Source organism: Mesorhizobium sp. M1142 (assembly GCF_040318565.1).
GTDB lineage: Bacteria > Pseudomonadota > Alphaproteobacteria > Rhizobiales > Rhizobiaceae > Mesorhizobium.
The window spans coordinates 15681-37798 of sequence record NZ_JAMYMK010000027.1 but is presented as its reverse complement, the minus strand read 5'-3'; the positions used below and the strand labels follow the sequence as shown (position 1 = coordinate 37798).

Below are 22118 nucleotides of genomic sequence, written 5' to 3'. Positions count from 1 at the left end.
GGGACTGTCGAATGGCATCGCAGGAAGTTCTTCGCGAGGAGCCAAGCCGCGGTTCCTTCATCAATGATCCGCGCGTGCGCGGCATATTCTTTCAAGCGCTGGTCCTCGTCCTGCTGGTAGCGGGTGTCTGGTGGGTTACCCACAACGTCATCGCCAATTTGACGCGGCTGCACATCGCTTCCGGCTTCGGCTTTCTCAAGGGCCGCGCCGGTTTCGACATCAGCGAAAGCGCCATCGCTTATTCATCGGATTCGACCTATTTCCGTGCCATCCTGGTCGGCTTTATCAACACCGTGATCGTGGCCGTCGTCGGCATCATCACCGCCACCATCATCGGTTTCATCGTCGGCATCGGCCGGCTGTCGCATAACTGGCTGATCAGGAAGATCTGCACCGTTTATGTCGAGGTGTTCCGCAACATCCCCCCGCTGCTGGTCATCTTCTTCTGGTATTCCGGCGTGCTCGCCGTGCTGCCGCCGCCGCGCGAGAGCATCAATCTGCCGTTCGGCTCCTTCCTCAACCAGCGCGGCTTCTATTTTCCCCGCGCAATATTGGGCGAGGGCTCCTGGCTGATCCTGGTCGCACTGCTCCTCGGCATCGCCATGGCCTGGTTCGTGGCCCGCAAGGCGCGGCAGCGGCAGATGGCGACGGGACAGCCATTCCCGGTGTTCTGGACATCCATAGCGTTGATTGTCGGCCTGCCGCTGCTGGCCTACGCGCTGAGCGGCTTTCCGCTGAGCTTCGAATTTCCAAAGCAGTCGACCTTCAATCTCGTCGGTGGTTTTCAGGTCAGGCCCGAGTTCCTGTCCCTCTATCTGGCGTTGTCCTGCTATACGGCCGCCTTTATCGCCGAAATCGTGCGCGCCGGCATCAGGGGCGTCAGCGCAGGCCAGACCGAGGCGGCCGCGGCACTCGGGCTGCGCTCGGGATCGATCCTCAGGCTTGTCGTCGTGCCGCAGGCGATGCGCATCGTTATTCCGCCGCTGACTAGCCAGTATCTCAACCTGACCAAGAATTCCTCGCTCGCCATCGCCATCGGCTATCCGGACCTGACAGCGACTGCCGGCACGGTCTTGAACCAGACCGGGCAGGCGGTTGAAGGCGTGGTGATCATGATGGCTGTCTATCTCGCGCTCAGCCTGATCACGTCGGCGATTATGAACGTCGTGAACGCCAGGATGGCGCTGGTGGAGAGGTAGGGACATGCAGGAACACGACATGTCCTGGGTGCGGACGGAGATGGCGCTGGCCCAACCGGCGCCATCGAGCGAGCGTGGCCTCACCGCCTGGGTCCGCAAGAATCTGATTGCCACCACGGGCGACACCATTCTCACCATCGTCGGCATCGCGCTGGTCGCTATGATCCTGCCCCAAATCATCAATTGGGCTTTCATCAACGCCCAGTGGACGGGACCGGACCGCACGGTCTGCGCCACCGTGGCGCAGGGCGGCATCCAGCCGGACGGCTGGACCGGGGCCTGCTGGGCCTTCGTCAACGCCAAGTTCGGCCAGTTCATGTTCGGCCGCTATCCTCTGGAAGGGCGTTGGCGCCCGATCCTGGTGGCCATCCTGTTCGTGGCGCTGCTGGTGCCGCTGCTCATTCCGCGCGTACCGCGCAAGGGGCTGAACGCCATTCTTCTCTTTTTCGTACTGCCGGTCGTCGCCTTCGTTCTGCTGGTCGGCGGCATGTTCGGCCTGCCCTATGTCGAAACCCCGCTCTGGGGTGGACTGCTGGTGACACTCAGCCTGTCCTTCGTCGGCATAGCCGTGTCGCTGCCGGTCGGCATCGTGCTGGCGCTCGGCCGGCGCTCGAACATGCCGATCGTCAAGCTGCTGTGCGTGATCTTCATCGAGACGGTACGCGGCATCCCGCTGATTACGGTGCTGTTCTTTGCCAGCGTGATGCTGCCGCTGTTCCTGCCGGCCGGCGTCAGCTTCGACAAGTTCCTGCGCGCGCTGATCGGCGTGTCGCTGTTTGCCGCCGCCTACATGGCCGAAGTGGTGCGCGGCGGCCTGCAGGCGATCCCCAAAGGCCAGTATGAGGGCGCCGATTCGCTCGGCCTCAGCTACTGGCAGAAGATAGGTCTGGTCGTCATGCCGCAGGCGCTGAAGCTGGTCATTCCCGGCATCGTCAACACCTTCATCGGCATGTTCAAGGACACCAGCCTGGTCATCGTCATCTCGATGTTCGACCTCCTCGGCATCGTCAAGCAGAACTTCTCCGACGCCAGTTGGGCGACGCCGCAGACGGCCAGATCCGGCCTGGTGTTCGCGGCTTTCATCTTCTGGCTGTTCTGCTTCGGCATGTCGCGCTATTCAATGTACACGGAACGCCGTCTCGACACCGGCCACAAACGCTAAAAAGGGGACCTTGTCATGGCCATAGAAAACGCCGTCAGCGCGGAAGAGATCAAGGTCAATGCCGCCAAGATGCACATTTCCACCACCGATGTCGCCATCGACATCATCGCCATGCACAAATGGTACGGCGAATTCCATGTGCTGAAGGACATCAATCTAAAGGTGATGCGCGGCGAGCGGATCGTCATCTGCGGCCCGTCGGGTTCCGGCAAATCGACGATGATCCGCTGCATCAACCGGCTGGAGGAACACCAGAAGGGCAAAATCATCGTCGACGGCAAGGAACTGACCAACGATCTGAAGAAGATCGACGAGGTGCGCCGCGAGGTTGGCATGGTGTTCCAGCACTTCAACCTGTTCCCGCATCTGACCATTCTGGAGAATTGCACGCTGGCGCCGATCTGGGTGCGCAAGATGTCGCGCAAACAGGCCGAGGAAATCGCCATGCATTTCCTCAAGCGCGTCAAGATCCCGGAACAGGCCAACAAATATCCCGGCCAGCTTTCCGGCGGCCAGCAACAGCGCGTGGCGATCGCCCGCTCGCTGTGCATGAACCCGCGGATCATGCTGTTCGACGAGCCGACCTCGGCTCTCGATCCGGAAATGATCAAGGAAGTGCTGGAGACGATGGTCGGGCTGGCGGAGGAAGGCATGACCATGCTCTGCGTCACCCACGAGATGGGCTTTGCGCGCAAAGTCGCCAACCGGGTGATCTTCATGGACCAAGGCCAGATCGTCGAGCAGAACACGCCGGCCGAGTTCTTCGACCACCCGCGCCACGAGCGCACGAAACTGTTCCTGTCGCAGATCCTGCATTGATCCTGTACGCCGGGTTCGGGACAAGAGCGGCGGATCAAGCCTCTCTGTCTCGCTCGGCTCCGAGCATATTCGACGAGCGCTGACCTTGCGTTGCGCGAGAAGATAGCAAGCGTGCTTCAGGTCGTTCGAGTGGTCACGTTGCAACCTGGTAACTAAGGCCGGCGCGGATCATAAGCGCGCTGGCTGCGTTCATTGCCATTGGGAGTTGTATAGCGAGCCGCGTGGGCGCGTGCGGCGGCAGGTCACGGGTTCATCCTGATGCTCATCCAACCGATCGATTATTTCCTCGTCGTCTGGTTCGCGCTGGCGCTGGCTTCGACGCTTTATGTCGGCTTCGACCAATATCGCAACAATCCCGAGCCGGTGGTGATGAAATGGGGCTTCATTCTGGTCACCCTCTATATGGGTCCGCTCGGCTTGCTGCTCTACGTGCTCGCCGACAAGGAGCCCCGGCCCGGCGAGCATGAACTCTTCACCCGGCCGCTCTGGAAGCAGGGCGTCGGCTCCACCATCCACTGCGTCGCCGGCGATGCCACCGGCATCATTCTTGCCGCCGCCGTCACGGCGGCGCTCGGCCTGCCGATGTGGATCGACCTGATTGTCGAATATCTGGCCGGCTTTGCCTTCGGCCTGTTCATCTTCCAATCGCTGTTCATGAAATCGATGATGGGCGGCACCTATTGGGAGAACGTGCGCAAGAGCTTCCTGCCCGAGTTCATCTCCATGAACTTCATGATGGCCGGCATGGCACCGGTCATGAGCTTCCTGATGATGGGCCGCGACATGCGCGCGATGGAACCGACGGAGCTGTTGTTCTGGGGCGTGATGTCGATCGGCGTCATCGCCGGCTTTGCGCTTGCCTACCCGGCCAATGTCTGGCTGGTCGCCCGGGGGCTGAAGCATGGGCTGATGACGCAGCGCGCGCAGGCAGCCGGCATCGATGGCCGGGAGCAGCCTGCCACGAGGCAACATGCGCAGATGCAAATGCAGCAGGCCGACGCCAGCGGCCATCGCGGGCAGCGCCACGATATGGCTTCCCACAAAGGCAAAGGCGGCGGCCATCACATGGAGACAGATGCCACGACGCCGCAGGTCGCTGCCCTAGGTGCCGTCTCCCTGCTGGCGCTCGCCATCGGCATGATCGCGCCGGCGAACTGGCTGAACCTGACGCTGTCGGCACGCGACGTCGGCGGGGTGATCATGCCGCGAGGCATGATCATGGATCGCGACACGCCGGCCGACGCAATGCGCGACATGGCCGCCACCGATCCGCGCCTCGTGGCCGCCTCTTATGGTCTGTCGACAAGGGGTGACCAGGACCTGCCGTTTCGAGTTGAGAAAGGCGTCAAGGTATTCGAGCTCAGGCCTTCAGTGGTCCGCTGGCAGATCCTGCCGGACGTTGCGGTCGACGCCTATGCCTATAACGGCCAGATTCCTGGTCCGCGAATTCACGTTCGCCAGGGCGATCGGGTCAGGATCAACGTCACCAACGGCCTGCCTGAGGAAACGACCATCCATTGGCACGGGATGATCTTGCCGAACCAGATGGATGGACCGGCCGAGATCACGCAGGCGCCGATCGAGCCCGGGCAATCCTATTCATACGAATTCACCGCAACCCAGCACGGAACCTATTTCTATCACCCACATGCCAAGCCGGACCGAACCCAGGCGCTCGGCCTCTACGGTGCGCTGATCATCGATCCCGCCAATCCCGCCGACGAGGTCGCGGCCGACCAGGATTACGTCATCGAGCTTCAGGAATGGCTGGTGCGAGAAGGGCTGACCTACCCGTCGATGCCGATGGACGGCGGCATGCCGAATTTCTTCACCATCAACGGCAAGGCCTATCCCTCGACCGAGACGATCCCGATGAAGGTTGGCGAGACGCTCAAGGTGCGGCTCATCGGCACCAACAACGGCTTCATCCATCCGATGCATATCCATGGCGGACCGTTCGAGGTCGTTGCCCGCGACGGCGAAACGATCCCTGCCCCCGGTCGTTTCCTTGCCGATACGGTCAATGTCGGGCCGGGTCAGCGCTACGACGTGATCTGGAAGGCGCAGCGTCCGGGCAAATGGCTGATCCATTGCCACATCCCGCATCACACCACGAACAACAATGTCGAGGAGAAGGGCGGCGGCGGGCTGATGGTCGTCATCGATGTCACCTGACCGTAGCCGTCTAAAAGGGACCTTCAGTGCTCGTGGCCGTGGTTTTCGTCATGCACGTCTCGTGAGGGTGAGGATGGTCGTTCTCTCCACGTTCGGTTGAAAACCGCACATTCGCCGTAGCCAAGGCCGGCATATGCTGGGACAGTTCGTCCTTCAGCGCCGCCGCGATGTTATTCGCTTCCGACAGCGGCAGGGTTTCGTCTGCGGCAATTGCGATGTCGGCGTGCAATCTATGACCGATCCAGCGCGCCTTGGCATCGACAATGCGTGCGCCCGGAACGTGCTCGGCGGCATGTCGGATTTCATCCATCACACCGGGTTCGATTCCATCCAGCACGCGGGTCAGCACCGAGCGGGCCGATTGCCAGACGATACCGAAGATCGCAATCGTGATCAGCAGGCCGACAATCGGGTCGGCCAAGGAAAAGCCAAGCCAGACGCCGGTGGCTCCGATGACCACGGCAAGGCTGGTAAGTCCGTCGGTGCGGGCGTGATAGCCGTCGGCAATCAGTGCCGCGCTGTTGATTTCGCGGCCGACGCGGATACGGAACACGGCAACCGCCTCGTTGCCGAGGAAGCCGACAATGCCCGCCGCCGCCAGCCAGCCCAGGTGCGTCACCGCTTGTGGATTGATCAGCCTGTCGATGGCTTGGTAGGCGGCGACTACAGCGCTGAACAGGATGATGAGCACGATGATGATGCCGGCCAGATCCTCGACCCGGCCCAAGCCATAGGTGAAGGTCCGCGACGGCTTGCGCCGCGCCAGCACGAACGCAATCCATAGCGGGATCGCCGTGGTCGCATCGCCGATGTTATGGATCGTATCGGCCAGCAATGCCACGCTCCCCGACAGCACAACCACGACCATCTGCAATGCTGCGGTGATCGCCAGGATCACGAACGACCATTTGATTGCCCAGATGCCCCGATCGGTGGTGGCAATTGTCGCATCGATGACGCCATGGCTGTGGCCGTGCGGACCGTGATCGCCGTGATGATGTGCGGCGTGCGAGCCGAACCCGAGCCATTCCAGAATGCGGGCTACGATGGCATTCATAGATATTTCGCCAGCTGCTTGAGTTCCGCCAGCGAGTTGCCGCCGGTTTCGACGCTGTCCGTCAGGCAATGCTCGATGTGATCATTGATCAGCTCGCGCTTGGCGCTGCTGATGGCCCGTTCGACGGCATGAAGCTGCTGCGCCAGATCAACGCAAGGGCGATGCGCCTCGATCATCGCCAGCACCGCCGCGAGGTGGCCTTGCGCGCGCTTCAGGCGCTTTATGATGGAAGGATGCGAAGCGTGGAGGTGATCTGACATGCCTCTGCATATCCTCCCCGGGAGGACACGCGTCAAGCGCTAAGTCAGCTGTGCAATTTCCGGAGAGGCTTCACCTTGAACATTGCTTGGCCTATGCCTTCCCCATGAAGAAGCTTGCTCGTTTTCTCGACCTGCTGGTCGTTGCAGCAGTCCTTGCGGTGGCGCTGGGCACGCTGCTGCCGCGCCCGCTCTGGCCGGCGGCCGCTGCCGATCCGATCGGCGCAAGCCACCGCATCGTGGTGCTGAAAAATCCGATCCACACCGACATCGCCATCCCGGTCGACGACGATGTGCGCCGGCGCTTCCACTTCCTGGTCGATGCCGGCATTCCGGCCGACATGGCGGAGGTCCGCTACATCGTCTTCGGCTGGGGCGGCCGCGCCTTCTATCTCGAGACGCCGACCTGGTCGGAACTGAAGGCAGTGCCGGTGATGAAGGCGCTGACCGTCGATGCCTCGGTGATGCATGTCGACATTTCAGGCGAAATCGCCGAGCCGCATCCCGACGTCGCCGGCTTCGACGTAAGTGAGGAACGCTTTGCGGCGCTGCTCGATTTCATTGCAGCGAGTTTTCAGCAGGGACCGAACGGGGCCATGCCGATCGAGGATGCGGCCTACTCCCGTTTCGATCGTTTCTTCGAAGCCAATGGCCATTTCAACGCGCTGGTCGGCTGCAACACCTGGGCGGCGGCGGCACTGCGCACCGCCGGCCTGCGCACCGGCTGGTGGAACCCGCTGCCGGCCTCGCTTAGCCTGTCGATGCGGCTTTACAATTGACAAGGCTCCGATGACTTAGGACCGCCGAGCGTCCGCCCGCCAGCCATAGAGCCAGTCCAGATCAGCGGCGAGTTTTTCGGGTGAGCGCATCGCCAGGAACAGGTTGCGGGCCATCGCCACCGGCCCGGCCGCATGCCAGGCGAGGCGGTTGAGGGCGCCGCGGCGGGCGACCTGGGATACGCGCGGCCGCCGCGCCTGTTCCCAGGCGACAAGCGCGCTGCTGAGGTCGGCAGGCGAGCTGGCAACGAAACCGGCAAGGGTTACCGTGTCTTCGATCGCCATCGCCGCTCCCTGTGCGGCAAACGGCGTCATCGCATGCGCCGCATCGCCAATCAGCGCTATGCCCTCCGGCGTCGTCCACCGCCGCTGCTCGACGGTATGGATCGGCCATGCCGTCCATGGCGCGGCCTCGCTCGCCAGACGGACCAGCGCCGGCGCGGTACCGCGCATGGCGTTGGCGAGGATGGCGGGGTCGGCATGCCCCGACCAGTTCTCGGCGATGCGCTCGCCCTTGGTGAAGGCCGCGAGGTTGAAGACCGCGCCACGGCTGACCGGATAGGCGACCATATGGAAGCCTGGATAGAGGAATGCGGTAACGCAATCGGGCGCTCCGATCACCCTGAAGGCTTGTCCGGCGAGGCTGTCCGCGGCCACCGTTGCGCGCCAGGCAAGCTCGCCCGAGAAGCGGCTTCTCCGGAAATCGGCCGCCTTGCGGGCGAGCGTTTCTCGCACCGACGACCAGACGCCATCGGCTCCGACCAGCAACGATCCTTCGGCTTCGATGGTCGTGCCGGCAATCTCGACTGTTGCGGTGATGCCATTCGGTCCGGTTGCGACGCCGCCGACGCGGGCACCAGTGACAAGCTCGACCTCGGAGCGCTCGGCTATCCGCGCCATCAGCGCTGACTGCAGGTCGGCGCGGTGGGCGACGAGATAGGGTGCTCCCCAGCGCGTTTCAGCCGCCTGGCCAAGCGGTACGCGCGCCAGCTCGCGCAGCGTGACGGCATCCTTCAGCACGACCGCCTCCGGCCGCACCGCCGTCGGCAGCAGCCGATCGAGTAGGCCGAATTGTCGAAGGATGCATGTCGCGTTGGGTGAAAGCTGGATGCCGGCACCGGCAGCCTCGAGGTGCTGCGCCTGTTCGAACAGTTTTGTCCGATAGCCGCGCTCGGCGAAGGCCAGTGCCACGGTCAGTCCGGCGACGCCCGCCCCGGCGATGACCACCTGCCGGGACTGCGTTTCTCGCATCAGGCTTGTCGCGGAAGAATCAGGCGGCCTGGTCGATATAGAGGCAGCCCGGCGGCTGCGTTTCCAATGCCTTCAGCTTGGGCGAATAGCGATAGAGCGTCGAGCAATAGGGGCAGACTTTTTCATTGTCGTCGCCCATATCGAGAAATACATGCGGGTGGTCGAAAGGCGGATTGGCGCCGGTGCACATGAATTCCTTGACGCCGATGTCGATTGCCGGATAGCCCGCATCGTTCTGGAAATGGGGAATGGAACCGCCTGCCATCGTCGTCTCCTGATCTTGTCGATTGCATCTGGATCATAACCCATCTCTTTGCAAGATCGATGAAATGAAACTGTCGCAAAAGCCTGTCAGAGGATAAGTTAAGCCGGTTAAGGCTGTGGTCGTCGAACGGTGTGGGAAGAGCGGAAACCATGAACGAACTGAAGCCGGTGCAGAGCGAATTCATCACCGTCGAGGCGGCGAGCCGCGAAGGCGGCAACCCCGACCGCTTCGTCAACCGCGAGTTTTCCTGGCTGCAATTCAACCGGCGCGTGCTCGAAGAATCGCTGAACGCCAATCATCCGCTGCTCGAGCGCGTTCGCTTCCTGTCGATATCGGCAGCCAATCTCGACGAGTTCTTCATGGTCCGCGTCGCCGGTCTTGCCGGCCAGGTGCGCGAGGGCATCGTGCTGAAGAGCCCGGATGGGCGCACTCCCGAGCAGCAGCTCGAACAATTGCTGCGCGAGGTCGAGCGCCTGCAGGAGGACCAGCAGAACAGCCTTTCGGCGCTGATGCTGCTGCTCGACAAACAAGGCATCGAAAGCATCACCCGCGATGCGCTGACCAAGGACGAGAAGACCTGGCTCGAGGACCATTTCCAGGAGCAGGTATTTCCGGTCCTGACCCCGCTGTCGATCGACCCGGCGCATCCGTTCCCGTTCATTCCCAACCTCGGTTTCTCGATGGCGCTGCAATTGCGCCACCGCAAGAACGGCGAGGAAATGAGCGCGCTTTTGCGCCTGCCGGTGGCGCTGAGGCGCTTCATCCGTTTGCCGGATCGCAAGCATCATGTCCGCTTCATTCCACTCGAAGAGGCGGTCAGTCTCTATATCGGCAAGCTGTTTCCCGGCTATGAGGTCAAGGGCTCCGGCACGTTCCGCATCATCCGCGACAGCGATATCGAGGTCGAGGAAGAATCAGAGGATCTGGTGCGGCTGTTCGAGACGGCGCTGAAGCGGCGACGCCGCGGCTCGGTCATCCGCATCGAGTTCGACAGGTCGATGCCGGCCGAATTGCGCGATTTCGTCGCCGGCGAGCTCGGCGTCTCGGCCAGCCGGATCAGCGTGCTCACCGGTCCGCTGGCGCTCAGCCAGATCTCGGAGATCGTCGCCGTCGCCCGCGACGATCTGAAGTTCACGCCTTACAATCCGCGCTTTCCCGAGCGCATCCGCGAGCATGGCGGCGACTGTTTTGCCGCGATCCGCGAGAAGGATATCATCGTCCACCACCCTTACGAATCCTTCGACGTGGTGGTGCAGTTTCTGCGCCAGGCAATGGCCGACCCGGAAGTGGTGGCGATCAAGCAGACGCTCTACCGCACCTCCAACGACAGCCCGATCGTACGGGCTTTGGTCGATGCGGCGGAAGCCGGCAAGTCGGTGACGGCGCTGGTCGAGCTCAAGGCGCGCTTCGACGAGGAGGCCAACATCCGCTGGGCGCGCGACCTCGAGCGCGCCGGCGTCCAGGTCGTCTTTGGCTTTCTCGAACTGAAGACCCACGCAAAGATGTCGCTGGTCGTGCGGCGCGAGGACGGCAGGCTGCGCAATTACGTGCATCTCGGCACCGGCAACTACCACCCGGTCACCGCCCGCATCTACACCGATCTGTCCTTCTTCACCACGGACCCGACAATCGCGCGCGATGTCGCCCAGTTGTTCAACTTCATCACCGGCTATGCCGAGCCGGCCGAGCAGATGCGGCTGGCCATCTCGCCGTTCACGCTGCGCGACCGCATCCTCCAGCACATTTCGGATGAGATCAGCCACGCGCTGGAGGGCAGACCGGCCCGCATCTGGATGAAGATGAACGCCTTGGTCGACCCGATCGTCATCGATGCCCTCTACGATGCCAGCCGCGCCGGCGTCGAGATCGATCTCGTCGTGCGCGGCATCTGCTGCCTGAGACCGCAGGTGCCCGGCCTATCGGAGAACATCAGGGTGAAGTCGATCGTCGGCCGCTTCCTCGAGCACAGCCGCATCTATTGCTTCGGCAACGGCCACGGCCTGCCCTCGGACGGGGCGATCGTCTATATCTCCTCGGCCGATTTGATGCCGCGGAATCTCGATCGCCGCGTCGAGACCATGGTGCCGATCACCAATCCAACTGTGCATGAGCAGGTGCTCGGCCAGATCATGCTCGGCAACATCATGGACAACCAGCAAAGTTTCGACGTATTGGCTGATGGAACCTCCCGGCGCGTCGTGCTGGAAGAGGGCGAGGAACCGTTCAACGCGCAGGAATATTTCATGACCAATCCGAGCCTGTCCGGACGGGGCGATGCGTTGAAGTCGCATGCGCCCAAGCGCATCGCGCAGTTCAAACGCCGCAAGAAACAGAACGCAGCGACGGGCTGATGATTTCAGCGTCCCAGGGCCGGCTCCAGGACCGCCGACCGCTGTCCATCATCGATATCGGGTCGAACTCGATCCGTCTTGTGATCTATGAGGGGCTGGCGCGTTCGCCGACCTTGCTGTTCAACGAAAAGATGCTGGCGGGCCTCGGCCGCGGCATCGTTTCGACCGGAAAGCTCGATCCCGAGGCGGTGACTCGTTCGATGGAAGAGTTCCGCCGCTTCCGCGCGCTCTCCGACCAGGCCGGCGCCGAGCGCATGTATGTGCTGGCGACCGCCGCCGCTCGTGAGGCGGTCAACGGCCCCGACTTCATCCACCGCGCCGAGGATGTGCTCAGGACCGAGATCCAGGTGCTGAGCGGCCGCGAGGAAGCTCATTATTCAGCACTCGGCGTCATCTCCGGTTTCCATCCGGCCAACGGCATCGCCGGCGACCTTGGTGGCGGCAGCCTCGAACTGATCGATATCGACGGTGTGACGATCGGTGACGGCATCACGCTGCCGTTGGGCGGCTTGCGCCTGCAGGACATGGCGAAGAACTCGCTGGCCCAGGCGGCAAGGATCACGCGCGAGCAACTGGCGCGGGCGAAATTGCTGAAGGGCGGGCAGGGCAGGGCCTTCTACACAGTCGGCGGCACCTGGCGAAACCTGGCCCGGCTGCACATGGAAATGACCAACTACCCGCTCGGCGTCATGCACCACTACGAGATCGGCATCGAAAGCGCCGCGAACTTCCTCCGGCAGGCCGCCAAAGCCGAGATCGACAAGATCAAAGGCATCGAGGGCATCTCCAAGAACCGCCGCTCGCTGCTGCCCTATGGCGCCATCGTGCTGCAGGAGATCATGGCGGCGATGCAGCCGTCGAAGATCATCGTGTCGGCGCTGGGCGTGCGCGAGGGCTTTCTCTATTCGCTGCTCGACAAGGCCGAGCAGAAGGCCGATCCGCTGATCTCGGCTGCGGAAGAGCTTGCCCGCCTGCGCTCGCGCTCGGTCGACCACGCGCATGAGCTTGTCGAATGGACCGGCAAGGCATTCGCCGCCTTCGGCATCGACGAGACCAGGGATGAGGCGCGCTACCGCCACGCCGCCTGCCTGCTCGCCGATATCGGCTGGCGTGCCCATCCCGAATATCGCGGCAAGCAATCGCTCAACATCATCGCTCACGCCTCGTTTATTGGCGTCGACCATCCCGGCCGCGCCTTCCTGGCGCTTGTCAGCCTGTTTCGCCACGAGGGCGTGTTCAATGAAGCCGCTCCGGAAATCCGCGGGCTGGCGACACCGCGCTATCTCGAGCGCGCCCGCGTGCTGGCCGCGCTGCTGCGCGTCGTCTATTTGCTGAGCGCGGCAATGCCCGGCGTCATGCCGCGACTGAAATGGGAAAACCGCGGCAATGGCGTACTGGCGCTGGTGCTGCCGGCAGCGCTGGCCGATCTTTACGGCGAGCGGCCGGCCGGCCGGCTGGCACAGCTGGCAAGGGTCACCAACCGCCGGCTGGTGCTGGCGGTCGAGGGCGGGCCTGGCATGTCTGTCAAATAGACGCCCGCGCTGTCGCGTCGCGACCGTTCAGGAAAGAAGGAAAACGCCGTGAAATCCAGGCAGGTTCTGCAGCTGTTGGTTGCCGGGATCTTCGTCCTCTTCGCTGGCCCGTCAATGTGAGCCGTCTCGCAAAGTTCGTTTTTCTGAACACCGAATAAACCGGGCGGCAGCTTAGGCGCTCGCTGCAACCAGCCGCCCGTCGGCCGACCAGGCGCCCGCACCAGCCATTGCCAGCGCCAGGAAACCGCCTGCTATGGCGATGTCCTTCATCAGCATCTGTGAATGCATGAAGGTCAGCGTCGGATCGTCGCCGCCCTGGCCATAATGACCGAGGAAGCCCGCCGCGATGCAGAAGGCAGCGAGCAGCAGCGCCACGACCGGCGTCTTGAAGCCGACGAGGATGAGCAGCCCGGCGATCAACTCGAACAGGCCTGTCGCCCAAGCCACCAGCGTCGGCAGCGGCAGGCCGAGGCCGGCGAAATAGCCTGATGTGCCCGCGATGTCGGCAAGCGCATGGAAGCCGGACGGCACGAACAGCGCGGCGAGCAGCAGCCGGGAAAGCAAGAGCAGCGCATTGCGAGGCATGGTCTCCTCCGATATCGGCGACCGATCCTAGCAGAGTTCCAGCCAGCGGATATGAACCGACAACGAAAAAGGGGCGCGGAAAATTCCGCGCCCCTTTGTTCAGGAACGCTGGACTGCTTCAGCCGCGCTTGGCGTCGATCGAATACGCGCCTGGGCCCGAGGAGGCGAGCACGAGGAAGCCGCCGGCAATGCCGAGGTTCTTCATGAAATTGATCATCTGCATTTGATCGGCCCAGCCGGTGTGGGCGACCAGCGCGGTGGCGACGGTGAAGATCGCCATTACCCAGCCGACGATCCTGGTCTGGAAGCCGACGAGGATGGCCAGGCCGCCAAGCAGTTCGATAAGGCCGACGACAATGGCGGTCACCATCGGCAGCGGCAGGCCAAGGCTGCCGAAATAGCCGGCGGTGCCGGCAATCGCCGTCAGCTTGCCGAAACCGGAAAGCAGGAAGATGACAGAAAGCAGGATGCGGCCGAGCAGGATCGTGCCCGAGGCGCCGGCGGCGGTGCCGGAACCGGCAAACGAAGTGTTGGTGGACGTATTGGTGGACATGCGTAACTCTCCAGAAGGGTTTGGCCAAACGGCTTGGGATACCCGCCTAGTTAGCGCAGGTCGACTGTTCACCAAAGACGTCAGATTGGTTACGGATTGTTCACCCAGGTAACGTTTTCGCGATGAACATGGATGTTGTGATCCAGGCATATCAACACCCTAGGCGGCGTGGACAAATTTTAGCCGGTATCTGGCGGTGGCGGTATGGACCATTGATCGGCAGCAATCCTTTCAGAATTCGCCATTCCGCCTCTGTCAGATCGCCTCTGCTCAAGTCCGCCTCCAAAAGCAGCCTTGAATCAATACAGTGAGACGTCGTCAATAGCCGCTGCGCAAGGCTTGGCAGTGCGTGTCGACCTTACGACAGCAGGCGGCCGGAGATGAGTTGCTGGATCAAACGTGCGTCGTGCTCAGGGCCGGGCGATTGGTACCACTCTTTATCCCCGCTGACCCATGCATCAGTCACACGAATACCATTCGGCGAACCCTCGAGACGGACGCCATAGATGCAGGCTCCTGTCCACGAACGATGAAATTAGAGCCAGCCATTCTCAAAAAATATGAACCACTTATCGTCCATATCCCGCGGAACGTGCCCAAGCCTGATCTTCTCGCCTTCGGCGTCCGAATACAGCAATGCAAGATCTATCCGATCTTGCTGCGCTGGGAGGGGGAGCGTTTTCCAAGAGGAGCGTGTGGCTGCTTGCATGCCTCATCTAACCAAAGCCATGAAAATCACACAACGAGCGATTTGCAGGCCGCTCAAATTTGTCCACGCCGCCTAGCCCGGATGCGTCATGTCCTCCGGCCGCACCAGCCGCTCATAGTCGGCTTCGCTGACCAGCCCGGTGGCCAGCGCTTCCTCGCGCAGCGTGGTGCCGTTCTTATGTGCCGCTTTGGCGATCTTGGCGGCGTTGTCGTAGCCGATCGTCGGCGCAAGCGCCGTCACCAGCATCAGCGAACGGTCGAGCGCCGCCTTGATGTTGTCTTCGCGGGCCTCGATGCCGACGACGCAATTGTCGGTGAAGGACACCGAAGCGTCGGCCAGCAGTTGTACCGATTGCAGGAAACAATAGGCCATCAGCGGATTGTAGACGTTGAGCTCGAAATGGCCCTGACTGCCGGCGAAGCTGATCGCCGCATTGTTGCCGAACACCTGCACGCAAACCTGTGTCATCGCCTCGCATTGGGTCGGATTGACCTTGCCAGGCATGATCGACGAGCCCGGTTCGTTTTCCGGCAGCGACAATTCGCCGAGGCCCGAACGCGGGCCGGAGCCGAGCAGGCGGATGTCGTTGGCAATCTTGAACAGCGCCGCCGCGCAGGCATTGATGGCGCCGTGCGAGAACACCATGGAATCATGGGCGGCCAGGGCCTCGAACTTGTTCGGCGCGGTGACGAAATCGATGCCGGTGATCGCGGCGATGCGCGCCGCCACCTTTTCGGCAAAACCGACCGGCGCGTTGAGGCCGGTGCCGACCGCGGTGCCGCCTTGCGCCAATTCCTGCAGGCCGGGAAGGGTCATTTCGATGCGCTTGATCGACGAGGCGACCTGCGCCGCATAGCCGGAGAATTCCTGGCCGAGCGTCAGCGGCGTCGCATCCTGCGTGTGGGTGCGGCCGATCTTGACGATGTGGGCGAAAGCCCTGGTTTTGGCGTCGAGTGCCGCATGCAAATGCCTTAGCGCCGGCAGCAGGTCGTGAATGATGCGCTCTGCGCAGGCGATGTGCATGGCCGTCGGATAGGTGTCGTTCGACGACTGGCTCATGTTGACGTGGTCATTGGGATGCACCGGCTTCTTCGACCCCATGACGCCGCCCAAAAGCTCGATCGCGCGGTTGGAAATCACCTCATTGGCGTTCATGTTGGACTGGGTGCCTGAGCCGGTTTGCCAGACGACCAGCGGGAAATGGTCGTTCAGCTTGCCGTCGATGACCTCCTGGGAGGCCTCGATAATGGCCTTGCCGATCGCCGGATCGAGCCGCTTCAGCTCCATATTGGCTTCGGCGGCCGCCCGCTTGACGATGCCCAGCGCCCGCACGATCGAGGCCGGCTGCTTCTCCCAGCCGATCTTGAAATTGGCCAGCGAACGCTGCGCCTGCGCGCCCCAATAGCGGTCCGCGGCGACCTCGATGGGACCGAACGTGTCGGTTTCGGTTCTGGTCTCTGGCGCGCTCACGCAGTCTCTCCGGTTTGCAATTTGCAAACGGCGTATCGCGTTGCACAAACGCCTTCAAGCGGAGATTGCGGGCGATGGAGATGCAAATCGGTTGAAGCCGCGCCTTTTCCTTCTCCCATAAGCGAGGAGGAGGGCGCGCTCCTCACCCCGCCGTATACCCGCCGTCGATGGCAAAGATACCGCCGCTGGTCCACGCCGCCTCGTCGCTGGCGAGATAGACCGCGATGCCGGCAAGGTCGCTGGTCCGGCCGATGCGGCCGAGCGGATAGCTGCGCTCGACATAGGCCTTGAGCTCGGCTTGCGCGGCTTCCGGCAGGTTTTCGATCGACCTGCGCCGCATCGCTGTGTCGACCGTGCCGGGCGCGATGGCGTTGACCCTTATGCCGCGCGGCCCGAGCTCGAAGGCGAGCGATTTGGTCAGCGAATTGAGCGCGCCCTTCGACAGCGAATAGAGGCTGGACGGCCGCTTCGGGATCATCTTGTGCGCAAAATAGGACGAGATGTTGATCACGGAAGCCCTGCCTTGCGCGAGATGCGGCAACAGCCGTTGGGTGAGGAAGAATACGGCCGTGACGTTGAGCGCGAACGATTGCTGGAACTGGTCCTCGCTGACGGTCTCGAACGGCACCAGGAATGCCACGCCGGCGTTGTTGACGAGGATATCGAGAGGTGGGCCGCGCCTGGCATGCTCGACCACGGCGTCGATGCCGGCGCTGGCCGACAGGTCGGCCGACAGCGTTTCGACATTATTCCCGAGCTGCTCGCGGGCGACGTCGAGTTTTTTGCCGTCGCGGCCGACGATCAGCACGCCAGCGCCTTCGCGCGAGAAAGCCTCGGCGATTGCCAGCCCGATCCCCTCCGAACCGCCGGTGACCAGTGCCCGTTTGCCGCCTAGTCTCATCCAACACTCCGCGCTTTGCCGTCTTGTCTGGTAAGGAGAGCAGCGCCGTTGCCGATTGTGGTCAAGCCTCCGGCTTATCCTACAATATGAACTTTCGGCTGATGCGCCTGGCTATTCGGCAGCGGCTGCACCGCGCCGAACAGCCAGCCGGGTAGCGACAAAATCCTTGACCTGATGAATGGCCTGTTCACGCGTAACGCTGCCGGGCTGCAGGCCAAGCCTCACCCACAGCCCGTCGATCAGGGCGGTGACGCCGAAAGCGATCTCATCAGCATCGCGCGCCGGCGCCAGACCGCGCAGGCCGGACAGCAGGTTGGAGCGCATGCGCGCATGGATCACCTTCTGGATGCGGGCAAGCTTTTCGTCGCGCGGCACCTCCGCGCAAAGCGAAAGCCAAGCGTGGCAGAGGGACGGCTGGAAGAGATGCGGCTCGAAATTGCCTTCGATGATGGCATCTATCCGTTGCATTGGCGTACGCGCCTGCCTCAACCGCTCCACCACCGCATGACGCAGCACCAGGTTCGATTCGCGCATGGCATGCTCGAAAAGCTCCCGCTTGCTATTGAAATAGTGCAGCACGATGCCCTTCGACGCGCCGGCCTGTGCCGCCACTTTTTCTATGGTGGCGCCAGCTATGCCTTCGCGCTGAAGCACGGCAAAGGCGGCTTGCCGCAGCTCCTTGCGGCGTATGTCGCTGAGACGCTTGAGTTTCACGGCGCGGGATCCATGCATCGAAAACCGACGTTGACATTTTTGTCCGCCGAGATCAATGATTGACCGTTGGGACAATTTAAAAACCGAATGGTCAACGTCGTTGGTGAAATGAGGAGAACCGAAATGCTTCGTTGCCTTGGAATAGGCGCCTCGCTCTGCGTCCTGCTGGCGATCCAGCCGGCCTTTGCGGCCGAACCCGAGCAATGCAAGGTCGTGCGCATGGCCGAGCCTGGATGGAACGACCTTGCCTTCACCACCGGCGTCACCAGCGTCTTGCTCGATGCGCTCGGCTACAAGCCGGCAAGCTCGCTTCTGGGCATCAACGTCATCTATGAATCCTTGAAGAACAATGATTTGGACGTGTTCCTTGGCTATTGGGATCCGGCGATGATCACCTACTACGAGCCCTACAAGAAGGACGGCTCGGTGGACGATGTGCGCGTCAATCTCGTCGGCGCCAAATACACCTTTGCCGTGCCGACTTACGTCTGGGAGGCCGGCGTCAAGGATTTTGCCGACCTGCAAAAGTTCGCCGACAAGTTCGGCAGGAAGATGTACGGCATCGAGCCGGGCTCGAACCAGCTGATGATGGACGCCATCGCTGATAAGTCGCTCGGCCTCGATGGCTGGCAGGTCGTCGAATCGAGTGAAGCCGGCATGCTTTCCGAGGTCGGCTACGAGATCAAGGAAAAGCGCTTCATCGTCTTCCAGGGCTGGGCGCCGCATCCAATGAACACGATGTACGACTTCAAATATCTGAGCGGCGGCGACAAGTTCTACGGCCCGAACTTCGGCGCCGCGACGGTGACGACGCAGGTGCGCAAGGGCTATCTGCAGCAATGCCCGAATGTCGGGCAGTTGCTGAAGAATCTCGCCTTCGACATCGATTTCGAAAATCTCGGCATGAGCTATCTCATCAATGACGGCATGAAGCCGGAGGAAGCCGGCCTCAAGGCAGTCAAGGAGAATCCGGATAGGCTCGGCGCCTGGCTTGCCGGTGTCACCACATTCGATGGCAAGCCCGCGCTCGACGCAGTCAAGCAGCAGCTCGGCCTGTGATATCGGCCGATCAGGCGGGCTGGAACGGCCGCAAGCGCAAGGTCGGTATCGGCAGCACTGAAACGGCCTGCGTCGAAATCGCCGGGCAGGAGCCCGCGCTGGTGCTGGTGCACGGCTTCTCCGACACGAGCCGCAGCTTCTCGCTGCTGGCGCCGCATCTCGCCGGGCGCCGGCGTGTCATTCCAGACCTGCGCGGGCATGGCGCCTCGCCGGCCGGGACACGCGGCTTCGCCCCGGCGGATTTCGCGGAAGATGTGGCGAGTTTGATCGAGCGATTGCGGCTCGAGCGGCCGGTTCTGGTCGGGCATTCCCTGGGCAGCATGGTGGCGATCGAGGCAGCCGCGCGCTACCCCGAGATGATCGGTGGCCTGGTGCTGATGGCCGGAACGCTGCGGCCGCAGATCGGTGAGGATCACCCGATGACCGTTGGTGTGCGGGCACTTCGAGACCCGATATCGCCGGCCGATCCGTTCTATGAATATTGGCATGCCTGCGAGGCCGAGGTTCCAGCGGACTTCCTGACCATGGCTGCAAAGGAAGCGTCAGCCATGCCGGCGGCACTTTGGTGCGCAATCCTGGAGCAGGTTCGGCGCGTCGATCTGACCGACAAGGCGCGCACGCTGCACCTGCCGGCGCTTGTCATTGCGGGCGGGCGCGACCTGCTCTTCGACGAAACGCACCAACGGCGGCTCCTCGAAGAAATCCCCGCCGCCGCGTTTGTAAGCGCGGTGCGATGCGGACACAACCCGCACTGGGAGGATCCGGCATTGGTTGCGGCAGCCATCGCCCGGTATTTCAAGGTCTGGAATGAAGCCGACCTCGAAGCGACCGGCAATCTGAGCTGAGAGCAGTCATGCACCTTTCCGAATACGTGGCGTTGGATGCCGTCGCCCTGGCCGGGCATGTTCGCTCGGGTGAACTGTCGGCTGTCGAGGTCGTTGAGGCGGCTATCGAAGCGATCGAAAGCATCAATCCCGCCATCAATGCCGTGACACTGATCGATGCGGACCGGGCGCTTTCCGCGGCGGCAAGCTGCAACCGGCAGGCCGCACTCGCCGGCATTCCCTTCTTGGTCAAGGACACCGGCGTCAATGTACGGGAGTGGCCGACGACGCACTCGTCGCTCTACTTCAAGGATGCCGCGCCGAAGCCCGACAGCGAGATCGTCCGGCGCTGGCGGGCCGCCGGTCTGATCTTGCTGGGAAAGACAAACACGCCTGAATTTGCCAACGACTTCGTCACCGAACCCAGCTTTCGCGGCCCCACCTTGAACCCCTGGGATCCTTCGCTGACGGCGGGCGGCTCAAGCGGCGGAGCTGCCGCCGCGGTGGCAAGCGGCATGGTGCCGGTCGCCCACGGTTCCGACATCGGCGGCTCGATCCGGGTGCCGGCTGCCTGTTGCGGCGTGTTCGGCATGAAGCCGTCGCGCGGGCTCACGCCGGTCGGCCCCTATCGAGGTCAGGTCGGCGCCGGGCTCTACGCCGACAGTGTCCTATCCCGCACCGTTCGGGACAGCGCCGCCATGCTGGACATGACTGCCGGTCCAGAACAAGGAGCGCCTTACTCCGTGCCGAAATCGGTGCCGTCCTACCTGGACTCGCTGTCTTCCCCCGGCGAGCGTCTGCGCGTCGCGTGCCTGGCGCACCGGCCGGATGGCACGCCCGTCGCGTCCGAGATCGGGGGAAAATTCCAGGAAGCCATGATCCTCCTCGAGGAAATGGGACACGAGGTCACAGAGGCGCGGTTCCCGCGGGAAGCCAGTGCCGAAGCGGACTGGAGCATCTTCTGGATGTCGGAGGTCGCGCGGCTGGTTGACGAGCGCGCCGACGAGATCGGGCGGATGCCGGGGGCCGGCGAAATCGAAAGCCTGACTCGTCACGCTCTCGACAGTTTTCGGCGATCCTCGGCCGCCGATTATCTCAGGGCGCAGGACCATGTGCACAGCGCTTCGCTGGCGATGGCGATGGCGTTCGATGGGTTCGACCTTGATCATGACGCCGACGACGGCCGAGCTTACGCCCCGGCTTGGCGCCATCCATGGCGATGGTGCTCTCTTCGATTACGAGGCTTGGGCGAGCCGGGCCTACGGCTTTGCGCCCTTCACCGAAATCTTCAATGTCACCGGGCAACCGGCCGCCAGCCTGCCGCTTTTTCCGTCGAAGGGCGGCCTGCCGATTGGCATCCAGCTTATTGGCCGCAAGAACGAGGATCACCGGCTGCTGCGCGTTTCCTTTGACCTGGAGCAGGCAACCGCATGGACGGCGCGTTACCAGGCGATCCATGCCAGACACTTTCAGGCATGAACCAGGAGGCTCCGGCGACGTAGGGGGCGTCGACGATGTTGGTTCATACCGAAATTGGGTGCTGCCCGAGCAGCGATCGCGCCGTCGGTAACAGACGCAAAACCTCCGCGGGCCTGGCGAATTCCCCTTGTACGGTCTGCTGAAGCGCCTGCCAGTCCGGGGAGGCGGCCAAGGCCGCTTCGTGCCGGGCATACGCTTCGGCGCTGGCGAAACCCGTGACGCTGATGAAGACGTTTTCGCTGGCCCGCACCGGCAGCCGCGGAAAGCTGTTTTCGGCATGTTCGGTGACGAAGACGGCCAGCGGCTGTGCGCCAAGTGCGGCAAGCACCGGAAGAGCCGCGATCTGGAAGTCCCTGGCGAAGCCGGCTTCCAGGCCCGGTCGCAGATGATGGATCTTGATGACAACAATTGTCTGCAAAGCACTGCTTGTGCTTGGTTCTTCGAGATCCGTCTGGATTGCTCGTTGCGATCCCGAGAGATCGAAGCCGGCGCCCGGCCAGGCCGGCCTCAGCAGCAGCACGTCGTCGGAATCGATCATCGTGGCGTTGGCGGCGTCGCGCCAGGCTGCCCAGACCGGTCCGTCATAGAAGGCGGTCAGAGCGTTTTTCCGCGCTTCCATGCCGTCGAAGCCGCGCAGCCAGACGAACATGTCCGGCCGGTCGAGATCGCGGAACTGGCCGATGATGGTCATTCCCGCGGTTTCCTGCCCCTCGATCAGGTGATTGTCGAAGATGCCGATCAGCGTCTCGCGCCGGCCGGGTTTCAGCGTGTATTGCCTGAGTTCGACGACGGGCGAGGCGAGCAGATCGGGATTAGGTAGGGCGTTCAAAGGCAGGTTCATCGCGCGAGCTCCAAAACAGGACAGTCATCCTGTTTTACAAAACAGACCGGTTGTCCTGTTTTGTCAATCTGCTACCGTGTGAAGATGTCAGCAGAGATATCCGCTCGCCCAAGGTCGCGGGCTCAAAAACGCACCAACG

Annotated in this window: 19 protein-coding genes and 2 pseudogenes; 11 read left to right on the top strand and 10 right to left on the bottom strand. The window is 62.7% G+C overall.

The features are described 5' to 3' along the window. Positions 1–11: 11 nt before the first annotated feature. The 4 genes from NKH42_RS28450 to NKH42_RS28435 all read left to right on the top strand — a co-directional run bounded on the left by NKH42_RS28450 (position 12) and on the right by NKH42_RS28435 (position 5355). The gene (locus tag NKH42_RS28450) at positions 12–1199 is read left to right on the top strand and encodes an amino acid ABC transporter permease (protein ID WP_352753267.1); all 1188 of its coding nucleotides are present in this window, start codon (positions 12–14) and stop codon (positions 1197–1199) included. 4 nt (positions 1200–1203) lie between these two features. Further along, positions 1204–2361 (top strand): amino acid ABC transporter permease, encoded by a 1158-nt coding sequence (locus NKH42_RS28445; protein ID WP_352753265.1) that lies wholly within the window; start codon positions 1204–1206, stop codon positions 2359–2361. A gap of 69 nt (positions 2362–2430) precedes the next feature. Next, positions 2431–3180, top strand: coding sequence for an amino acid ABC transporter ATP-binding protein (locus NKH42_RS28440; protein ID WP_502896247.1), 750 nt, complete (start codon positions 2431–2433; stop codon positions 3178–3180). A 258-nt stretch (positions 3181–3438) separates the two neighbouring features. Continuing rightward, on the top strand, positions 3439–5355 hold the full coding sequence (locus NKH42_RS28435; protein WP_352753262.1) for a multicopper oxidase domain-containing protein: 1917 nt from the start codon (positions 3439–3441) through the stop codon (positions 5353–5355). 94 nt (positions 5356–5449) lie between these two features. Here the strand turns inward: NKH42_RS28435 and NKH42_RS28430 are convergent. After that, positions 5450–6403, bottom strand: a pseudogene (locus NKH42_RS28430) (cation diffusion facilitator family transporter); the annotation flags it as partial. A 5-nt stretch (positions 6404–6408) separates the two neighbouring features. Beyond that, positions 6409–6672: a metal-sensing transcriptional repressor gene (locus tag NKH42_RS28425; protein ID WP_023719742.1), complete on the bottom strand. Its 264-nt coding sequence runs from the start codon at positions 6670–6672 to the stop codon at positions 6409–6411. Positions 6673–6776: 104 nt separating this feature from the next. Here NKH42_RS28425 and NKH42_RS28420 point away from each other — a divergent pair, with 104 nt between their 5' ends. Beyond that, the gene (locus NKH42_RS28420) at positions 6777–7448 is read left to right on the top strand and encodes a TIGR02117 family protein (RefSeq protein WP_352508875.1); all 672 of its coding nucleotides are present in this window, start codon (positions 6777–6779) and stop codon (positions 7446–7448) included. A gap of 15 nt (positions 7449–7463) precedes the next feature. On the opposite strand, the gene NKH42_RS28415 is transcribed toward NKH42_RS28420, so the two are convergent. Continuing rightward, positions 7464–8696 (bottom strand): FAD-dependent monooxygenase, encoded by a 1233-nt coding sequence (locus NKH42_RS28415; RefSeq protein ID WP_352508874.1) that lies wholly within the window; start codon positions 8694–8696, stop codon positions 7464–7466. A 19-nt stretch (positions 8697–8715) separates the two neighbouring features. Beyond that, complete coding sequence (locus tag NKH42_RS28410; RefSeq protein WP_254820632.1) at positions 8716–8961, bottom strand: zinc-finger domain-containing protein; 246 nt, start codon at positions 8959–8961, stop codon at positions 8716–8718. 149 nt (positions 8962–9110) lie between these two features. Here NKH42_RS28410 and NKH42_RS28405 point away from each other — a divergent pair, with 149 nt between their 5' ends. Then, positions 9111–11312: an RNA degradosome polyphosphate kinase gene (locus NKH42_RS28405; protein WP_254820633.1), complete on the top strand. Its 2202-nt coding sequence runs from the start codon at positions 9111–9113 to the stop codon at positions 11310–11312. Continuing rightward, a complete protein-coding gene (gene ppx / locus NKH42_RS28400; protein ID WP_352508873.1) occupies positions 11312–12844 on the top strand; it encodes an exopolyphosphatase in 1533 nt (510 codons plus the stop codon). The genes NKH42_RS28405 and ppx overlap by 1 nt, the downstream gene beginning before the upstream one ends. 171 nt (positions 12845–13015) lie before the next feature. On the opposite strand, the gene NKH42_RS28395 is transcribed toward ppx, so the two are convergent. The 5 genes from NKH42_RS28395 to betI form a co-directional block, all read right to left on the bottom strand. After that, positions 13016–13429 carry a DoxX family protein gene (locus NKH42_RS28395; protein WP_352508872.1) on the bottom strand — a complete coding sequence of 138 codons (414 nt, stop codon included), beginning with the start codon at positions 13427–13429 and terminating at the stop codon, positions 13016–13018. 118 nt (positions 13430–13547) lie between these two features. Next, complete coding sequence (locus NKH42_RS28390; RefSeq protein ID WP_352472646.1) at positions 13548–13982, bottom strand: DoxX family protein; 435 nt, start codon at positions 13980–13982, stop codon at positions 13548–13550. Positions 13983–14763: 781 nt separating this feature from the next. Continuing rightward, entirely contained in the window at positions 14764–16161 is a 1398-nt protein-coding gene (gene fumC / locus NKH42_RS28385) for a class II fumarate hydratase (RefSeq protein ID WP_352479297.1), read from the bottom strand. Positions 16162–16303: 142 nt separating this feature from the next. Further along, positions 16304–17062, bottom strand: a complete 759-nt coding sequence (locus tag NKH42_RS28380; protein WP_352508870.1) for an SDR family NAD(P)-dependent oxidoreductase — start codon at positions 17060–17062, stop codon at positions 16304–16306. Positions 17063–17173: 111 nt separating this feature from the next. Further along, entirely contained in the window at positions 17174–17776 is a 603-nt protein-coding gene (betI, locus tag NKH42_RS28375) for a choline-binding transcriptional repressor BetI (RefSeq protein ID WP_352508869.1), read from the bottom strand. Between the two features lie 123 nt (positions 17777–17899). Here betI and choX point away from each other — a divergent pair, with 123 nt between their 5' ends. The 4 genes and pseudogenes from choX (at position 17900) to NKH42_RS28355 (ending at position 21138) form a co-directional block, all read left to right on the top strand. Beyond that, a complete protein-coding gene (gene choX / locus NKH42_RS28370; protein ID WP_352508868.1) occupies positions 17900–18835 on the top strand; it encodes a choline ABC transporter substrate-binding protein in 936 nt (311 codons plus the stop codon). Then, a complete protein-coding gene (locus NKH42_RS28365) occupies positions 18832–19680 on the top strand; it encodes an alpha/beta fold hydrolase (RefSeq protein WP_352508867.1) in 849 nt (282 codons plus the stop codon). The genes choX and NKH42_RS28365 overlap by 4 nt, the downstream gene beginning before the upstream one ends. 8 nt (positions 19681–19688) lie before the next feature. Further along, positions 19689–20738, top strand: a pseudogene (locus NKH42_RS28360) (amidase); the annotation flags it as partial. A gap of 31 nt (positions 20739–20769) precedes the next feature. Continuing rightward, positions 20770–21138, top strand: a complete 369-nt coding sequence (locus NKH42_RS28355; RefSeq protein WP_352974680.1) for an amidase family protein — start codon at positions 20770–20772, stop codon at positions 21136–21138. Between the two features lie 43 nt (positions 21139–21181). On the opposite strand, the gene NKH42_RS28350 is transcribed toward NKH42_RS28355, so the two are convergent. Further along, complete coding sequence (locus tag NKH42_RS28350) at positions 21182–21979, bottom strand: NIPSNAP family protein (protein ID WP_352508865.1); 798 nt, start codon at positions 21977–21979, stop codon at positions 21182–21184. Positions 21980–22118: the final 139 nt, after the last annotated feature.